This is a genomic window from Phycicoccus ginsengisoli (assembly GCF_054779295.1).
Map to the genome: position 1 here is coordinate 1 of NZ_BAAGYN010000014.1, position 15,509 is coordinate 15,509.

At 74.9% G+C, this 15,509-nt stretch carries 16 protein-coding genes; 13 read left to right on the forward strand and 3 right to left on the reverse strand.

The window, feature by feature from the left end; translation table 11 throughout:
- Nucleotides 1-169: 169 nt before the first annotated feature.
- Nucleotides 170-928 carry an ABC transporter permease gene (locus tag ACYVDO_RS18435; RefSeq protein ID WP_460938622.1) on the reverse strand — a complete coding sequence of 253 codons (759 nt, stop codon included), beginning with the start codon at nt 926-928 and terminating at the stop codon, nt 170-172.
- Between the two features lie 140 nt (nt 929-1,068).
- Here ACYVDO_RS18435 and ACYVDO_RS18440 point away from each other — a divergent pair, with 140 nt between their 5' ends.
- The 12 genes from ACYVDO_RS18440 (at nt 1,069) to ACYVDO_RS18495 (ending at nt 11,830) form a co-directional block, all read left to right on the forward strand.
- Nucleotides 1,069-2,127, forward strand: coding sequence for a LacI family DNA-binding transcriptional regulator (locus tag ACYVDO_RS18440; protein WP_460938624.1), 1,059 nt, complete (start codon nt 1,069-1,071; stop codon nt 2,125-2,127).
- Between the two features lie 26 nt (nt 2,128-2,153).
- Entirely contained in the window at nt 2,154-2,363 is a 210-nt protein-coding gene (locus ACYVDO_RS18445) for a hypothetical protein (RefSeq protein WP_460938626.1), read from the forward strand.
- Nucleotides 2,364-2,627: 264 nt separating this feature from the next.
- A complete protein-coding gene (gene rplS, locus ACYVDO_RS18450) occupies nt 2,628-2,987 on the forward strand; it encodes a 50S ribosomal protein L19 (protein WP_460938783.1) in 360 nt (119 codons plus the stop codon).
- Nucleotides 2,988-3,136: 149 nt separating this feature from the next.
- Nucleotides 3,137-3,835 carry a signal peptidase I gene (gene lepB, locus ACYVDO_RS18455; protein ID WP_460938628.1) on the forward strand — a complete coding sequence of 233 codons (699 nt, stop codon included), beginning with the start codon at nt 3,137-3,139 and terminating at the stop codon, nt 3,833-3,835.
- A complete protein-coding gene (gene lepB, locus ACYVDO_RS18460) occupies nt 3,832-5,199 on the forward strand; it encodes a signal peptidase I (RefSeq protein ID WP_460938630.1) in 1,368 nt (455 codons plus the stop codon). Before lepB (ACYVDO_RS18455) ends, lepB (ACYVDO_RS18460) begins: the two co-directional genes overlap by 4 nt.
- On the forward strand, nt 5,192-6,031 hold the full coding sequence (locus tag ACYVDO_RS18465; protein ID WP_460938633.1) for a ribonuclease HII: 840 nt from the start codon (nt 5,192-5,194) through the stop codon (nt 6,029-6,031). Before lepB (ACYVDO_RS18460) ends, ACYVDO_RS18465 begins: the two co-directional genes overlap by 8 nt.
- Nucleotides 6,028-6,345, forward strand: a complete 318-nt coding sequence (locus ACYVDO_RS18470; RefSeq protein ID WP_310155408.1) for a DUF2469 domain-containing protein — start codon at nt 6,028-6,030, stop codon at nt 6,343-6,345. Before ACYVDO_RS18465 ends, ACYVDO_RS18470 begins: the two co-directional genes overlap by 4 nt.
- A gap of 95 nt (nt 6,346-6,440) precedes the next feature.
- Entirely contained in the window at nt 6,441-6,815 is a 375-nt protein-coding gene (locus ACYVDO_RS18475) for a YraN family protein (protein WP_460938635.1), read from the forward strand.
- Complete coding sequence (locus tag ACYVDO_RS18480; protein WP_460938637.1) at nt 6,812-8,356, forward strand: YifB family Mg chelatase-like AAA ATPase; 1,545 nt, start codon at nt 6,812-6,814, stop codon at nt 8,354-8,356. The genes ACYVDO_RS18475 and ACYVDO_RS18480 overlap by 4 nt, the downstream gene beginning before the upstream one ends.
- A 131-nt stretch (nt 8,357-8,487) precedes the next feature.
- Complete coding sequence (gene dprA, locus ACYVDO_RS18485; protein WP_460938639.1) at nt 8,488-9,639, forward strand: DNA-processing protein DprA; 1,152 nt, start codon at nt 8,488-8,490, stop codon at nt 9,637-9,639.
- Nucleotides 9,640-9,788: 149 nt separating this feature from the next.
- Complete coding sequence (locus tag ACYVDO_RS18490) at nt 9,789-10,703, forward strand: tyrosine recombinase XerC (RefSeq protein WP_460938641.1); 915 nt, start codon at nt 9,789-9,791, stop codon at nt 10,701-10,703.
- A gap of 305 nt (nt 10,704-11,008) precedes the next feature.
- On the forward strand, nt 11,009-11,830 hold the full coding sequence (locus ACYVDO_RS18495) for a DUF3152 domain-containing protein (protein WP_460938643.1): 822 nt from the start codon (nt 11,009-11,011) through the stop codon (nt 11,828-11,830).
- Nucleotides 11,831-11,839: 9 nt separating this feature from the next.
- On the opposite strand, the gene ACYVDO_RS18500 is transcribed toward ACYVDO_RS18495, so the two are convergent.
- Nucleotides 11,840-12,589 (reverse strand): murein hydrolase activator EnvC family protein, encoded by a 750-nt coding sequence (locus ACYVDO_RS18500; protein WP_460938645.1) that lies wholly within the window; start codon nt 12,587-12,589, stop codon nt 11,840-11,842.
- Between the two features lie 175 nt (nt 12,590-12,764).
- Complete coding sequence (locus ACYVDO_RS18505) at nt 12,765-13,934, reverse strand: pyridoxal phosphate-dependent aminotransferase (RefSeq protein WP_460938647.1); 1,170 nt, start codon at nt 13,932-13,934, stop codon at nt 12,765-12,767.
- Between the two features lie 97 nt (nt 13,935-14,031).
- Here ACYVDO_RS18505 and ACYVDO_RS18510 point away from each other — a divergent pair, with 97 nt between their 5' ends.
- A complete protein-coding gene (locus tag ACYVDO_RS18510) occupies nt 14,032-15,483 on the forward strand; it encodes a glycosyltransferase (protein ID WP_460938649.1) in 1,452 nt (483 codons plus the stop codon).
- Nucleotides 15,484-15,509 lie beyond the last annotated feature (26 nt).

Here is a 15,509-nt window from a genome sequence, read left to right on the forward strand (position 1 = left end):
AAGGCCCCAGCCGAAACACCGCCCTGCGGTACCCAACCCGCGAATATCAGACTGACCGCGCGTCGACCTGACACGCCGCCCCGGACACCCAACCCGCGTGAACGCAGAGGCGCCGCCGACAACCCAGACGGCGGCGCCCCCTGCCCACTTGACAGGATGCGACTACATATCAGTCGACGAGCCGCCCGGCCAGGGCGGGGGACAGCAGCCTCCGGGCGGCGATGAGCCGCTCGCCCACGCCCACGGTCACCGTCTGGGCGGCCATGATCCCGAACAGCACCAGCACCTGGGCCGTCGCGGCCTGCACGGGCGAGCCGCCGCCGAGCATGACGCCGATGAACGCGCCGGGCAGGGTCACCACACCGGTCGTCTTGACCTGGTCCAGACCGGGGAGCAGGGCCTCGGGGGCCCGCCGGTGCACGATCTCCTCGATGGCCTGGCTGGGCAGCATGCCCAGGCTCAGGCAGGCCTCGTACTGGGGGTGCTCCTCCTCCAGCGCCGCGAAGGTCCGCCGGCCCAGCAGGGTGTGGGCCGTCATCGCGTTGCCGACGATGATGCCGCCGACGGGGATCACGGCGATACCCTCGGCCGGGATGGTGCCGGTCGCGAGCACCACCACCAGCACCGGGACCACCCCTGCGGCCATGGCGGCCGCGGCCCAGGGCCAGGCGCCGGGAGCCCCGACCCGGCGGGTGGTGGTGAGCACGCCGATCGCGAACATCACCACGAGCAGGGCGGCCGACAGCGCCAGGCTGCGCACGACCGAGGCGATCAGCAGGGCGGCCACCGCCAGCTGGGCCACGGCCCGCAGTGCCGCCACGACGACCGGGCGCTCGAGGCCGTAGCGGCTCACGCGGTGCGCCGCGAGCGTGAGGGCCAGGAGCAGGACGAGGGCCAGGGCCACGGGCCAGCCGGGGTTGATGCTCACCGGGTCACCGTATGCCGGGGGAGGCCTCGCCCCCGCGCGGACACCGGGGCCGCCACCCGGGGAAGGGACTTGTGTCGCCCCCGGGGTCTTCTGTATCGTTTTACTCGATCGATTTAGTAGAACGATGCAGAGGAGGGGCGATGGGCCGGGTGACCCTCAGGACGGTGGCCGAGCAGGCCGGGGTCTCGGTGTCCACCGTCTCGAACGCGTACAACCGCCCCGACCAGCTCTCCGCCGAGGTGCGCGGGCGGGTCATCGAGACGGCCAAGCGGCTGGGGTACCCGGGCCCGAACCCCGCGGCCCGCAGCCTGCGCTCGCAGCGCGCCGGCGCGATCGGCCTGCTCTTCACCGAGCAGCTGTCCTACGCGTTCTCCGACCCCTACTCCGTGGGCATGCTGGCCGGCCTCGCGGAGGTCGCGGAGCAGTACCGCACCGGCCTGCTGCTCATCCCGCTGGAGCACTTCGACCCGGGGCGGCCCGAGGAGGCCGAGCCGGCGGCGGAGGCCATGCGGCAGGCCGTCGTGGACGGCGTCGTGGCGTACTGCGTCGACGCCGACCACCCGGCCCGGCAGGTGGCCCACGACCGCGGCCTGCCGGTCGTCTCGACGATCGACATCGACGACGACCGCCAGGGGTACGTGCTCATCGACGAGGACGGGGCCGCCCGCTCGCTGGGCAGGCACCTGCGCGACCTCGGCCACCGCGAGGTGGGCGTCGTGGTCGACGGCCGGCAGCCGGTCGGGCAGGCCCGCGTCGTGCGGCCCGAGGACGAGCCGGACCTGTTCGTCGACTCCCGCGCCCGGCTCGTCGGCCTGCGCGCGGAGCTCGGGCCGGACGTCCGCGTCACCCCCGTCTTCGCCGGCCACAACGCCCTGGAGTCGGGGCAGGCCGCGGCCGCCTTCCTCCTCGACCGGCGCGACCGGCCGACGGCCATCGCGTGCGCGAGCGACGTCCTCGCCCTCGGGGCCGCCGCCGCCATCACCCAGCGGGGCCTGCGCGTGGGGCGCGACGTCTCCCTGACCGGCTTCGACGACGTGCCCGCCGCCGCGGCGGCCGGCCTCACCACGGTCCGTCAGCCCATCGCCGAGAAGGGGCGGCTGCTCGGCCGCATGCTCCTCGACCCCGACTACACCGAGCGCCGTGTCGTGCTCGGCACCGAGCTCGTGGTGCGGTCCAGCACCGGACCCGCCACGTCCTGACCACCACCTCCCGGAAGGAGACCCCCATGAGCGAGCACCTCGCCCTCACCACCATCCGCCACGGCGCCTTCGAGGCCACCTCGGCCCTCCCGGGCTCGCCCGTCGTCGACGACGGCTGGCGCCCCGCCCCGGTCCCGACGGCCCGCCCCGTGCGCCGGTCGCTGGCCGCCACGCTGCGCGCCGCCGCGTCGGTCGAGCGCCGCTGGGCGGACCGGCTCGACCCCGCCTGCGGCTGAAGGACGGGCGTCCCAGCGGCCGGCGCGCGCTGAGGGAACCGCGTCGTCGTGCCGGCTGCCCGGGCCGGGTCCCCGCCGATTTCGAGCGGGGGCCCGGCCCGTGGCAGAATGGCTCCTCGCGTCCACGGAACCACGGCCCCTGCCACAGGGGGAGTGTCGAAGCCTCGACACGTGGCCTCCTCCGACCGCCGGACGCACTTCGACCACCACGCACCACCGACCACCCTGGGCGACCTGTGGCGCCGAGAAGAAAGCGAATCCGCCATGCAGCGTTTCGACGAGCTCGACAAGCCCTCGCTCCGCGAGGACGTCCCCGCCTTCCGCGCCGGTGACACCGTCAACGTCCACGTGAAGGTCGTCGAGGGCACCCGCTCCCGCATCCAGGTCTTCAAGGGTGTCGTCATCCGCCGCCACGGTGGCGGCGTGGGCGAGACCTTCACCGTCCGCAAGGTCTCCTTCGGCGTCGGCGTCGAGCGCACCTTCCCGCTGCACACCCCGATCATCGACCGGATCGAGGTCGTGACCCGCGGTGACGTCCGTCGCGCCAAGCTGTACTACCTGCGCGACCTGCGCGGCAAGGCCGCCAAGATCAAGGAGAAGCGCGAGACCACGCCCGCCAAGTAGGGCGCGGAGATCTCGCACTCCCTCCCGACCCCGTGTCCCCCGTCAGTGGGCACAGCGTCGGGGGTTAGGCTCCGGAGGCGATGAACCCCGAACCGGAACCACTCCAGCAGGACCCGGCCGCCGCGTCAGCTCCGTCTGACGCGGCGGCGGTGTCAGTGCCGCCGTCCGGGCGCGAGACCGAGCGGCACGCGCGCGGGCCGTCGTGGCTGCTGCTCGTCGGCATCGCCCTGCTGGTGATGGTCGTGGTCCGGGGTTTCCTCGTCCAGTCGTTCTACGTCCCGTCGGGATCCATGGAGCCGACCATCGAGCCGGGCGACCGGATCCTGGTCAACAAGCTCGTCGGCGGCACCGCGCTGCACCGCGGCGACGTCGTGGTCTTCGACGGCACGACCACCTTCGCGGCCGCCGACCGGACCCCGCACCAGGACAGCGGTCCCATCGGGCGCACCCTCGCCTCCGCGGCGCGGCTCGTCGGCGTCGAGGTGGGGGAGCAGGACTTCGTCAAGCGCGTCGTGGGACTGCCGGGGGACCGCGTCGTGTGCTGTGACAGCGACGGCCGGCTCACCGTCAACGGCGTGTCCGTGACCGAGCCGTACGTCTACCCCGGCGACAAGCCCAGCGAGCTCACCTTCGACGTCACCGTCCCGGCCGGGCGCCTCTGGGTCATGGGCGACCACCGCGGCGACAGCGCCGACTCGCGCGCCCACCTCGGTGACCCCGGTGGTGGCACCGTCCGCACCGACGACGTCATCGGTCGTGCCGTGGCCACGTACTGGCCGCTCTCGCGGCTCGGGACGTTCCCCGAGCCGCCCCAGCTCGCCGACATCCCGCGCCGGAGCACCCGGTGAACGCCCGCGACGGCGGGCAGGGGCAGGGCGACGGCTGGCTGGGCTGGGACCGCGAGCCCGAGGAGCCCTCCACCGAGCCGGCCACCGCCGACCGCGATGCGGCAGGGCGGGACGCCACCGACCAGCTGCCCCAGGACCACGCGGTCGAGACCACCGGGCCGTGGCTGCGGCACGACGCGCGGGAGAGCCGCGCCGACGCCCAGGCTGGCGGAGAGCCGCAGGCCGGCTCGCCGTGGCTCGCGCCCGAGACCTCCGTCCCCGACGAGCCGCCGTCCTCGCGGGGGGTCCGGGACGCCGCCGTCCCGCCCGACGTCGCCGGCTCGTCGTCGGTCCCTCGCTGGAACCCGCGACAGCCCGCGCCCGCGGCGCCCGCGACGCCCGCGACCGAGACGCTCCCGGCGGCACACACCCAGCCGGTCCGGGTCTCGGACACGGACCCCGACGGGGGCGACCCCGCCGACGCGCCCACCCGACCGACGCGCCGGGGCCGGCGCGACGGGCGTGGGGACGGCGCGGATGCCGACGCGCCGGCCGGCGGGCTGGCGGTCCTCGGTGCGGCGGTCAAGGAGCTGGTCATCGTCGTCGGCATGGCCCTGGTGCTGTCCTTCGTCGTCAAGACCTGGCTGCTCCAGGCGTTCTACATCCCCTCGGGGTCGATGGAGGACACCCTCCGCATCAACGACCGGGTCATCGTCAGCAAGCTCACCCCGGGCCCCTTCGACCTGCGCCGCGGGGACATCATCGTCTTCGGCGACCCGGGCGACTGGGTGGAGGCGCCGGTGCAGCAGGAGCACGGCACGGCCATGACCGTGGTCCGCGACGCCATGATGTTCGTCGGGCTGCTCCCCGACGACGCGGAGAACCACCTCATCAAGCGGGTCATCGGCCTGCCCGGCGACCACGTGAAGTGCTGTGACGCCGGGGGCCGGATCACGATCAACGGCCAGCCGGTCAAGGAGCCGTACCTCAAGCCGGGGGTCGCCCCGAGCGACCAGGACTTCGACATCACGGTGCCCCGCGGGCGCGTCTGGGTCATGGGCGACAACCGCTCCGGCTCCTCCGACTCGCGGTTCCACGACGCCCCCTCGGACGACGGCAGCCTCGGCTCGGTCGACGAGCGGCTCATCGTGGGTCGGGCGGTGGCCCTGGTCTGGCCGCTGGACCACCTCAGGTGGCTCTCCAACCCCTCCTCGACCTTCCGGGACGTCCCGTCCCCCGCGTCCGACGGGGCCAGCACGCCCGGGGCCAGCACGCCCGGGGACGGCGCGACGGGCACGGACGGCGGCGGCACGGACGGCGGCGGCACGGACACGCCGGCGCCCACGACGGGCGGCGGGACGGTGGACGGTGGGTCCGGTGGCTGAGGCGCCCACCCGCCGCGGCGCGCCCACCCGCCGCGACGCGGCTCCGGGCAGGGCCGTCGGCCGCAAGCCGAGCCTGCGCGTCGAGCGTCAGCTCCAGCGCGACGGACACCGCGTGCTGGCCGGGATGGACGAGGTCGGACGCGGTGCCCTCGCCGGCCCGGTCACGGTCGGCGTGGTCCTCGTCGACGAGACCTGCCGCAGCGCGCCCACGGGCGTCAAGGACTCCAAGCTGCTCACCCCCTCCGCCCGCGTCGCCATGGTGCCGAGGATCCGGCGGTGGGCCCTGGCGTACGCCGTCGGCCACGCCTCGCCGGCCGAGATCGACGAGATCGGCATCATCGCCGCGCTGCGGCTCGCGGGGCTTCGGGCGCTGTCCGCCGTGGACGTCGTGCCCGACCTGGTGATCCTCGACGGCAACCACGACTGGCTCACCGCGCCGCAGGAGGTGGGGCTGTTCGCCTTCGCCGACGAGGCGGGACCGACCACCCCACCCGTGACCACGATGGTCAAGGCCGACCTCAAGTGCTCCTCCGTGGCCGCCGCCTCCGTGCTGGCCAAGGTGGAGCGCGACGCCCTGATGGTGGCCGCCGCCCCCGAGCACCCGGCATACGGGTGGGAGGAGAACAAGGGGTATGCCGCGCCGGAGCACCTCGCGGCGCTCGAGGCGCACGGTGCGACCGACCTGCACCGCAGGTCGTGGCGGCTGCCGGGGCTGGCGGGCGAGAATGAGGGTGCGGCACCGGCGGGACTGCCGGCGGACGACACTGGGACCGGTGTGGGGACGACCGCAGGGGCGACCCCCGAGACGAGCGCGGAGATGATCGCGAGATGAGTGCCGAGGACCTCGAGAAGTACGAGTCCGAGATGGAGCTGCAGCTCTACCGCGAGTACCGGGACGTCGTGGGGCTGTTCAGCCACGTGGTCGAGACCGAGCGCCGGTTCTACCTGTGCAACTCGGTCGACGTGAAGGTGCGGTCCGACGGGGGAGAGGTCTACTTCGACGTCACCATGCAGGACGCCTGGGTCTGGGACATCTACCGGCCGGCCCGGTTCGCCAAGCAGGTGCGGGTCGTGACGTTCAAGGACGTCAACGTGGAGGAGCTGGCCAAGTCCGACCTCGAGCTCCCCAAGGGCGAGGGCTTCTAGCCGCTTCGTCCACAGGTCGGCGCTCGCGGCGCCGTCGTCCACAAGGCCCGACGTCGCCCTGTCGTGGCGCGCCCCGCGGGCAGGACGCTGGCCGCATGACGGACGGTGCGGACGACTCGAGACGGGCTCTGGGCAGGTACGGAGAGCAGCTGGCGGCACGGTACCTCGGCGACCGCGGCTTCACGGTCGTCGACCGCAACTGGCGGTGCACCCACGGGGAGATCGACCTCGTGGCGCGGGACGGCGACTGCCTGGTCTTCTGCGAGGTGAAGACGCGGCGCTCGCAGCGGTTCGGCGCCCCGGTGGAGGCGGTCGACCGGCGCAAGGCCGCGCGGCTGCGCCGCTTGGCGGCGGCCTGGCTGCAGGTGCACGACGAGCACGCCGACCGCGTGCGGATCGACGTCATCGGCATCGTGCGGCCCGCCTCCGGGCCGGCCGTCGTGCGACACCTCGAGGGGGTGGGGTCATGACGTTCGGGTCGACCCGCTCGGTGACGCTCGAGGGCCTCGCGGGTGCCGTCGTCGAGGTCGAGGCGCACCTGTCCGGCGGGCTGCCCGCGTTCATGCTCGGCGGACTGCCCGACACGGCCTGCTCGCAGGCGCCGGGCAGGGTCAAGGCCGCCGCGGCCAGCATCGGCCGGTCGCTGCAGCAGGACCGCATCACGGTGAACCTGTCGCCGGCCTCCATCCCCAAGAACGGCAGCGGGTTCGACCTGCCCATCGCGGTCAGCGTGGCCGCGGCCCTCGGCCTGGTGCCGGCGGAGGTGGTGCGGCCCGTCGTGCACCTCGGCGAGCTCGGCCTCGACGGTGCCGTGCGACCTGTCCGGGGGGTGCTGCCGGCAGTCCTGGCGGCGGCGCGCGCCGGGTGCAGGGACGTCGTGGTGCCCGTCGCGAACGCCGCCGAGGCGGCGCTGGTCCCCGACGTGCGGGTGCACGCCGTCGACCACCTGGCGGACCTGGTGCGGGCGTATGCCGCGTGCCTGCCCGGGGACCCCCTGCCCGTCGGCGTCCCGGTCCCGGCCGTGGAGGAGCCCGTGGGCTGTGCCGCGGCCCCCGACCTCGCGGATGTCGTGGGGCAGGAGGAACCGCGACGCGCCCTCGAGCTCGCGGCGGCGGGTGGCCACCACCTGTTCCTGCTGGGACCGCCAGGGTCGGGCAAGACCATGCTCGCCGAGCGACTGGTGACGATCATGCCCAGGCTCACCCGTGAGCAGTCCATCGACGTGCTCGCCGTGCGGTCGCTGCTCGGCGTGACGGCCGCCGAGCTCGACCTGGCGGGCGTGCCGCCGTTCGTCGCCCCGCACCACAGCGCCACGCAGGCGGCGGTGATCGGGGGCGGCAGCGGAGTCGTCCGCCCCGGGGCGATCAGCCAGGCCCATCACGGAGTGCTCTTCCTCGACGAGGCGCCGGAGTTCAAGGTGGGTGCGCTGCAGGCGCTGCGCCAGCCCCTGGAGTCCGGTCACGTCGTCGTCGCCAGGGCCCGGTCGGCCGTCCGGTTCCCGGCCCGCTTCCAGCTGGTGATGGCGGCGAACCCGTGCCCGTGCGGGCTCGGCTTCGGCAAGGGGGTGGGGTGCTCGTGCTCGCCGAAGGCCAAGCGCGGCTACCTGGCGCGGCTGTCCGGACCTCTGCTCGACCGGGTCGACCTCCAGGTGGAGGTGCCGGCAGTCACCCGGTCGTCGCTGGTGACGGGCGGGGGCGAGCCGAGTGCCGTCGTGGCGGAGCGCGTCGCGGAGGCTCGCGCGGCCCAGGCGGAGAGATGGGCCACCACGCCGTGGCGACTCAACAGCCACGTGCCGGGCGCCAGGCTGCGCCGCGTGCCGTGGCGCCTGCCCGGATCGGTGACCGTGGACCTCGACCGTGCCCTGGACCGTGGCGGTCTCACCCTGCGCGGGTACGACCGCGTCCTGCGCGTGGGCTGGACGATGGCCGACCTCGCCGGTCGCGCCCGGCCGAGCCGGGACGACCTCGGCCAGGCGCTGACGTTCCGCAGCCAGGGGGCGGTGGCGGCATGACCGGACGGACGACCTCCGGAGTGGGTCCCCCGGGCGTGGGGCCTTACGGCGCCGGTCCCTCAGGCGTCGGTCCATCAGGCGTCCGTGGCGCCGGCGAGGCGGCGTCGACGCCTGACGTCTCCGCGACTCAGGTGCGTCGGGACCTCGAGCGGGTGCAGCGGCAGGTGGGGGACGAGCGCCTCGCCCGGATCGCCTGGGCGCGGCTCGCGGAGCCCGAGGACCCCCTCGTCGCCCAGCTCGTCACGGCGTGCGGTGCGCTGGGGGCGCTGCACGGGCTCGAACCCGGGAGCGAGCTGGCCCGTCGCCTGCACCCGCGGATGGCCGACCTCGACCTGTCCCGCGAGCCGCGCATCCTCGCGGCACTCGGTGCGCGCGTGCTCGTCCCCGGCGACGACGAGTGGCCCCCGGGTGTCGAGGACCTCGTGCCGCCGCTGTGCCTGTGGGTCCGGGGCCCTGCCGACCTCGCCGAGGTCGGCGAGCGCAGCGTGGCCCTGGTCGGTGCCCGGGCCGCCACCGGCTACGGGCTGCACGTGGCCCGCGAGCTCGGCGCGGGGCTCGCCGACCGTGGGTTCGCGGTCGTGTCCGGGGCGGCCTACGGCATCGACGCGGCGGCGCACGAGGGAGCGCTGGTCGCCGGTGGCGTCACGGTCGCCGTCCTGGCGGGCGGCATCGACCGTGCCTACCCGGTCGGCCACACGGGCCTGCTCGACCGGATCGCCCAGGACGGCGCGGTCGTCAGTGAGGTGCCACCCGGCAGCGCACCCACGCGCTGGAGGTTCCTGAGCCGGAACCGGCTCATCGCGACGCTGTCCCGCGGGACGGTCGTGGTGGAGGCCGGTCTGCGTTCGGGCTCGGGCAACACCGCCCGGCACGCCCGCGAGGCGCGGCGCGTGGTCGGCGCCGTCCCCGGGCCGGTGACGTCGGCCGCGTCGGCGGGGTGCCACGTGCTCGTCCGTGAGGGCGCCGAGCTGGTCACGGACGTGGCCGAGGTCGTCGAGCTCGCCGGTCGGATCGGGGAGCTTGCCCCGCCGAAGCGGGCGCCGGTGGATGCGGCCGACCTGCTCGACCCGGTCCACCGCAAGGCGCTCGACGCCTTGCCGCACCGTGGCGCGCTGGGCGTCGAGGCGCTGGCCGCCCGGGCCGGGCTCAGCACGGGCCAGGCCTTGGCCGCACTCGGCGTCCTGGAGCTCGAGGGGCTGTGCACCCGCCGGCGTGGCGGGTGGCGCAAGGTGTCGCCGCCGGCGACGGCTGGCGCGGCTGAGCGCACTACCGGTGACGGCTGAGCAGGGACGGGCGCCACCGTGAGGATCGAGCCGTGAGAGTCGAGCCGTGAGCCGTGAAGGTCGAGCCGTGCGGGGCGCTGCAACCTGTTCGCCGGGTGCCTGCGGTGCGGCGCCTTGTCCCGACGTCCCGGCTTTGCGACGGTGGTCCGGTGGACGAGGCGAGCTCAGCGGCGGTGGCGGCCTGGGAACGGCACCTGCGCAGCGAGCGGGGCCGGTCCGAGCACACGATCCGCGCCTACCTGGGCGACGTCCGGAACCTTCTGACGTTCCTCGGGGAGGAGCGGGGACTGGTGCGGCTCGCGGACGTGGGTCTGGCCGACCTGCGGTCGTGGCTGGCCCGGCAGGCCCAGTCGGGAGCGGCGCGCTCCACCGTCGCCAGGCGGGCCGCGTCGGCGCGCGGCTTCCTCGGCTGGGCCCACCACACCGGACGGATCCCCGCGGACCCGTCGCTGCGGCTCGCGTCCCCCGCCCGCAGCTCGCGGCTGCCCGAGGTCCTCAAGCCGGCCCAGGCCACGGCACTGCTCGAGGTCGCCACCGTCGCCAGCGACGACGAGGACCCCATGCACCTGCGCGACCGCGCGGCCCTCGAGCTGCTCTACGCCAGTGGCATCCGGGTCGGCGAGCTGACGGCGCTCGACATCGACGACCTGGACCTCGGCGGTGGGGTGGCGCGGGTCCTGGGCAAGGGTGGCAAGGAGCGGACCGTACCCTTCGGCGCTCCTGCCCGGCGGGCCGTCGAGGCCTGGCTGGTGCGTGGGCGCCCACAGGTGGTGCACCCGGAGAGCGGCCCGGCGCTGCTGCTCGGGCGCCGAGGGCGGCGCGCCGACCCGCGGCAGATCCGCAGCGCGCTGCACGACCTGCTGCGCCACGTCCCCGACGCGCCGGACCTCGGACCGCACGGGCTGCGGCACAGCGCGGCCACGCACCTCCTCGAGGGCGGGGCGGACCTGCGTCTCGTGCAGGAGCTGCTCGGCCATGCCTCGCTCGCCACGACCCAGATCTACACCCACATCTCGGTCGACCGGCTCAAGCAGTCCTACCGTCAGGCGCACCCGCGCGCCTGACCTGGTCGCCGGGCTCGGCCCACAGCGGTCGCCGACCGGACGCCCGGGACCGCACGCCCCCGCCCGGACGCCGCCGTCCGGACGCCGGACCGGACGCCGCGGACCCACGCACCCGGGTCGACTGGGTGGTCCGGCGTGGGCGTGGCGTCGGACCTCGACGGGGCCGGGCCGAGCACAATGGCTCGTGGTCGCGACGGAGGGCGTCGCGGGCCCGCGGCACGGGAAGGGGTGCAGCTCGAGTCATGGCCGGACCACCGCCCGCTGCCCCCCTGACCCGGCGACGACGCCGTGGTCCCAGTCGCCGGGTGCGGCTGCGTCGGACGCTGGCGGGCACGGTCCTGCTCCTGCTGCTCGTGCTCCTGACGGTGCGACTGGTCGGCCGTGGGCAGTCACAGGAGCCCACCGCCTTCTCGTCGCCCACCCGCCCGGCGGCTGCAGGGTCGGCGACGGCAGGGTCGAAGACGGCGGGGTCGGCGCCGGCGGCGAGCTCGACACGCGCGACGGGCTCGACGGCGGCCGGCACGAACAACGAGGACGGGTCCTCCGGCTCGGACACGACCCCGGGTGACCCGGCGGCCGTCCCGCAGCAGGGCACCGGCGCGATCAGCGTCGTGGCGGTCCCTGCGGTCGCCAACGACGTCCCGGGCCGGACGGTGCGGTACACCGTCGAGGTCGAGGGCGGACTCGGCGTGACCGAGTCGGAGGTCGCCCGGACCGTCCAGTCGGTGCTGCTGGACCCCAAGGGCTGGCAGGGCGTGGACCGCGTCCGGTTCGTCAACGTCACCCCCGCCCAGGCAGCCGCCGGAGCGAAGGTCGACATCCGGGTCACGCTCGCGAGCCCCTCCCTGACCGACAAGCTCTGCGCGCCCCTGCAGACCCTGTCGCAGGTGTCGTGCTGGAACGGGGAGCGCTCGGTCCTGAACTTCCGCCGGTGGGCACTCGGCGACGACAGCTACGGCAGCGACGTCGCCCGGTACCGCGTGTACCAGGTGAACCACGAGGTCGGCCACGGCCTCGGCCACGCGCACCGTGGCTGTCCCGGCAAGGGCGAGCGGGCGCCGGTCATGGTGCAGCAGACGCTGTCGCTCGGGGGCTGTGAACCGTGGCCCTACCCCTCGGGTGCCTGACGCGGTCCCTCAGGACCCCGGCAGCCCCAGGGGCAGCAGGCGCACCCGGACCGGGCCGAGCAGGGCCAGCGGGTCGACGTAGCTCCCGCCCCGAAGGGCACCGAGGTGCAGACAGGCCGTGGGGGAGCAGTGCGAGCCGGGGCCCACGATGGCGCCGACCACCTGCCCTGCTGTCACCCGGTCGCCCGGGTGGACCGACGCTTGCACCGGCTCGTAGGTCGACCGCAGCCCGTCGGGGTGCGTCACCGTCAGCGTGGGTCGTCCGGCGATGACCCCGACGTGGGTGACGGCTCCGTCCGCCACCGCGCGCACGGGTTGCCCCACGACGGCGGCGAGGTCCACACCTCGGTGACCGGGCCCCCACGTCGAGCGAGGTGGGACGAACGGGCGGGCCACGGCCGGCCGCGGCGACAACGGCCACTGCCAGCGCCCCCGCGGTACGCGTCCGGCCTCCCCGGCGGGAGTGGTCCGCTCGAGGGCTCCCACCGCCGTTCCGGACGCCGGCCACCCCGGCCGGGCGACGGCGTCGGCGAGCGACCCGGCACGCCTGCCCGCCCCGCCGGCGACCCGCCCCGGTTGCGCGGTGTCCGGCGACCGGGCCGCCCGCGCGGGGCCTGCCACGGAGCCGGATGCCGGGGCGAGGTCAACGGTCCTGGGGGCGACTGCACCGTCAGCGAGGGGGAGCGGGGTGAGCAGCCACCCTGTCGTCACGACGACGAGGGCGGCGAGGGGCGCCACGCTGCTGGGGAGGCGGATCATGCGACCAGCGTCCCGGGACGCCGCCCCCGCCGGCACCGAAGGCTGCCCGCCTGTGGACGGGGGTGCCCGCACCTCAGGCCTGTGGACCACGGGAGGGCCGGGTCAGCGCGGCCCATCGGCGGTGCGTCGTCGCCCGTCCCGGGTCAGCGCCCCCTCGTGGCTGCCGCGACGACGGTCAGGTGGCGGGCGCCCGCAGGGCCCCCAACCGGGCGACTGCGTCGCGCAGCACCTCGTCGCGCTTGCAGAAGGCGAACCGCACGAGCGTCCGGGCCGCCGCGACGTCGTCGTGGAACACCGACACCGGCACGCCCACGACGCCCGCTCGCGCGGGCAGCTCCCGGCAGAACCACAGCGCGTCGACCGCACCGAGCGGCGCCGCGTCGGCCACCACGAAGTACGTCCCCGCGGGGACCGACACCTCCAGCCCGGCCCCACGCAAGCCGGCAACGAGCAGGTCGCGCTTGGCCTGCAGCGAGGACGACAGCCCGGCATACACGTCGTCGCCGAGGCCCAGCGCCACCGCGACGGCGGGCTGGAACGGCCCCGACCCCACGAACGTCAGGAACTGCTTCACGGCCCGCACGGCGGCCACCGCCTCGGCCGGCCCGGACACCCAGCCGACCTTCCACCCGGTGGCCGAGAACGTCTTCCCCGCCGACGAGATCGTCAGCGTCCGGTCCGCCATGCCCGGCAGCGTCGCGACCGGGACATGCTCGACGCCGTCGAAGACGAGGTGCTCGTACACCTCGTCGGTGACGACCCAGGCGTCGTGCTCCCGGGCCAGGGCGCAGACGAGCTCGAGCTCCGCACGGCTGAAGACCTTGCCGGTCGGGTTGTGCGGCGTGTTGAGCAGCACCAGCCGCGTCCGCGCAGAGAACGCCGCCCGCAGCGACTTCTCGTCCACCGCGAAGTCCGGGAAGCGCAGCACCGACGTCCGCCGGGTGGCACCCGCCAGGGCGATCGACGCGGCATACGAGTCGTAGTAGGGCTCGAAGGTCACCACCTCGTCGCCCGGCTCGCACAGCGCGAGGATCGTCGCCGCGATCGCCTCGGTGGCGCCGACCGTGACGAGCACCTCGCGCCGCGGGTCGAGGTCGATGCCGTAGAACCGTTCCTGGTGGGCCGCCACGGCGTCGAGCAGCTCCGGCACACCGGGGCCCGGCGGGTACTGGTTGCGGCCCGCGTCGATGGCGGCCTTGGCCGCCTCGAGCATCTGCCTCGGGCCGTCGGTGTCGGGGAAGCCCTGGCCGAGGTTGACCGCGCCGTGCTCGGTCGCCAGCGCCGTCATCTCGGCGAAGATGGTCGACCCGAAACCCTGCATCCGCTCCACGAGTGGGCTACCCATCTGCGCAGGCTATCCGCCACCTCTGAAACCGCGAGTGTCCCCGTCGCGCCGGACGTCTGGCGGTTCCCGCCACGGCCCCGCCGTGCCAGCATGAGGTGTGCGCGAGGTGGCGATCGCGCCGGTGCCGCTGGACCGGCTCGGCGCGTTGCTCGACCCCCAGCGGGCACAACGGCTTGCGGGGGCGGCCGAGCGCGCCCGGTCACTGTTCGCCGGCCACACCCTGTGGAACGTGAACGCCACGGCGACCGGTGGCGGCGTCGCGGAGATGCTCCTCGCACTGCTGGCCTACAGCCGCGGGGCCGGGGTCGATGCACGGTGGCTCGTCCTCGACGGCGACCCGGAGTTCTTCGCCATCACCAAGCGGCTGCACAACGTCCTGCACGGCAGCCCCGGCGACGGCGGGCCCCTCGGGCCGGCCGAGGCCGCTCACTACCGCGATGTGTTGGCGCCCAACGCCGAGAGCCTGCGCGCCCTCGTGCGCCCGGGCGACTTCGTCCTGCTCCACGACCCCCAGACCGCCGGGCTCGTGCCTGCTGCTCGGCAGGCGGGGGCGGCCTGCGTCGTCTGGCGCTGCCACATCGGTCGGGACGAGCAGGACGACCTGACCCGCAGCGGTTGGGAGTTCCTCCGTCCCCACCTCCGGGACGTCCACGCGCTCGTCTTCTCCCGTCGGCAGTACGCCCCCGACTGGGTGCCCGCCGAGCGCCTCACCGTGATCCCGCCGTCGCTGGACCCCTTCACCGCCAAGAACGAGGAGCTCTCGCCCGCGGACGTCGACGCGGCCCTGCGCCAGGCGGCCCTGGTGCTCGCGCCGAAGGACCACGGCTCGCTACGGTTCCGTCGCCGCGATGGCTCCTGGGGCACGGTGCGGCCGCACCGCCAGCTGACCCTCGACACGGGTCCGGTCGACGCGGCGTCGCGCGTCGTGCTGCAGGTCAGCCGGTGGGACCGCCTCAAGGACATGGGCGGCGTGCTGCGCTCGTTCACCGACCACCTCCAGGACCTGCCGGTGGACACCCACCTCGTGCTCGCCGGTCCTGACGTCACCGGAGTGGGGGACGACCCGGAGGGCGCACAGGTGCTCGCCGAGTGCCGCGCCGCGTGGGCCTGTCTGCCCGCCCAGGCGCGGCGCCGGGCGCACCTCGTCTGCCTGCCGATGGACGACGTCGACGAGAACGCGCACCTCGTCAACGCCCTCCAGCGCCGGGCCGCCGTCGTCGTGCAGAAGAGCCTCGTGGAGGGTTTCGGGCTCACCGTGACCGAGCCCATGTGGAAGGCGCGACCGGTCGTGGCCTCGGCCGTCGGCGGGATCAACGACCAGGTCGTGCACGGGCGCAGCGGCCTGCTCGTCCGCGACCCGACGGACCTCGACGCCTTCGCGGCTGCCGTGCGGGACCTGCTCGTCGACGAGGAGTACGGCCGCCGACTGGGCACCGGGGCGCGTGAGCGCGTGCGCGACCTCTTCCTCGGCGACCGGCACCTCGTGCAGTACGTCGAGCTGTTCGAGCGGCTCCGACCTTCGGCGGTCCTGACCTCCGAGCGGTTGTGACCCTCGAGCGGTCCTGACCTTCGAGC

What these genes read in the sequence shown, in the direction of transcription:
- ACYVDO_RS18440 (WP_460938624.1), top strand. Translation starts at nt 1,069, where the DNA reads ATGGGCCGGGTGACCCTCAGGACGGTGGCCGAGCAGGCCGGGGTCTCG.
- ACYVDO_RS18475 (WP_460938635.1), top strand. Translation starts at nt 6,441, where the DNA reads ATGACGGACGGTGCGGACGACTCGAGACGGGCTCTGGGCAGGTACGGA.
- ACYVDO_RS18470 (WP_310155408.1), top strand. Translation starts at nt 6,028, where the DNA reads ATGAGTGCCGAGGACCTCGAGAAGTACGAGTCCGAGATGGAGCTGCAG.
- ACYVDO_RS18445 (WP_460938626.1), top strand. Translation starts at nt 2,154, where the DNA reads ATGAGCGAGCACCTCGCCCTCACCACCATCCGCCACGGCGCCTTCGAG.
- ACYVDO_RS18500 (WP_460938645.1), bottom strand. Translation starts at nt 12,589, where the DNA reads ATGATCCGCCTCCCCAGCAGCGTGGCGCCCCTCGCCGCCCTCGTCGTC.
- ACYVDO_RS18505 (WP_460938647.1), bottom strand. Translation starts at nt 13,934, where the DNA reads ATGGGTAGCCCACTCGTGGAGCGGATGCAGGGTTTCGGGTCGACCATC.
- rplS (WP_460938783.1), top strand. Translation starts at nt 2,628, where the DNA reads ATGCAGCGTTTCGACGAGCTCGACAAGCCCTCGCTCCGCGAGGACGTC.
- ACYVDO_RS18480 (WP_460938637.1), top strand. Translation starts at nt 6,812, where the DNA reads ATGACGTTCGGGTCGACCCGCTCGGTGACGCTCGAGGGCCTCGCGGGT.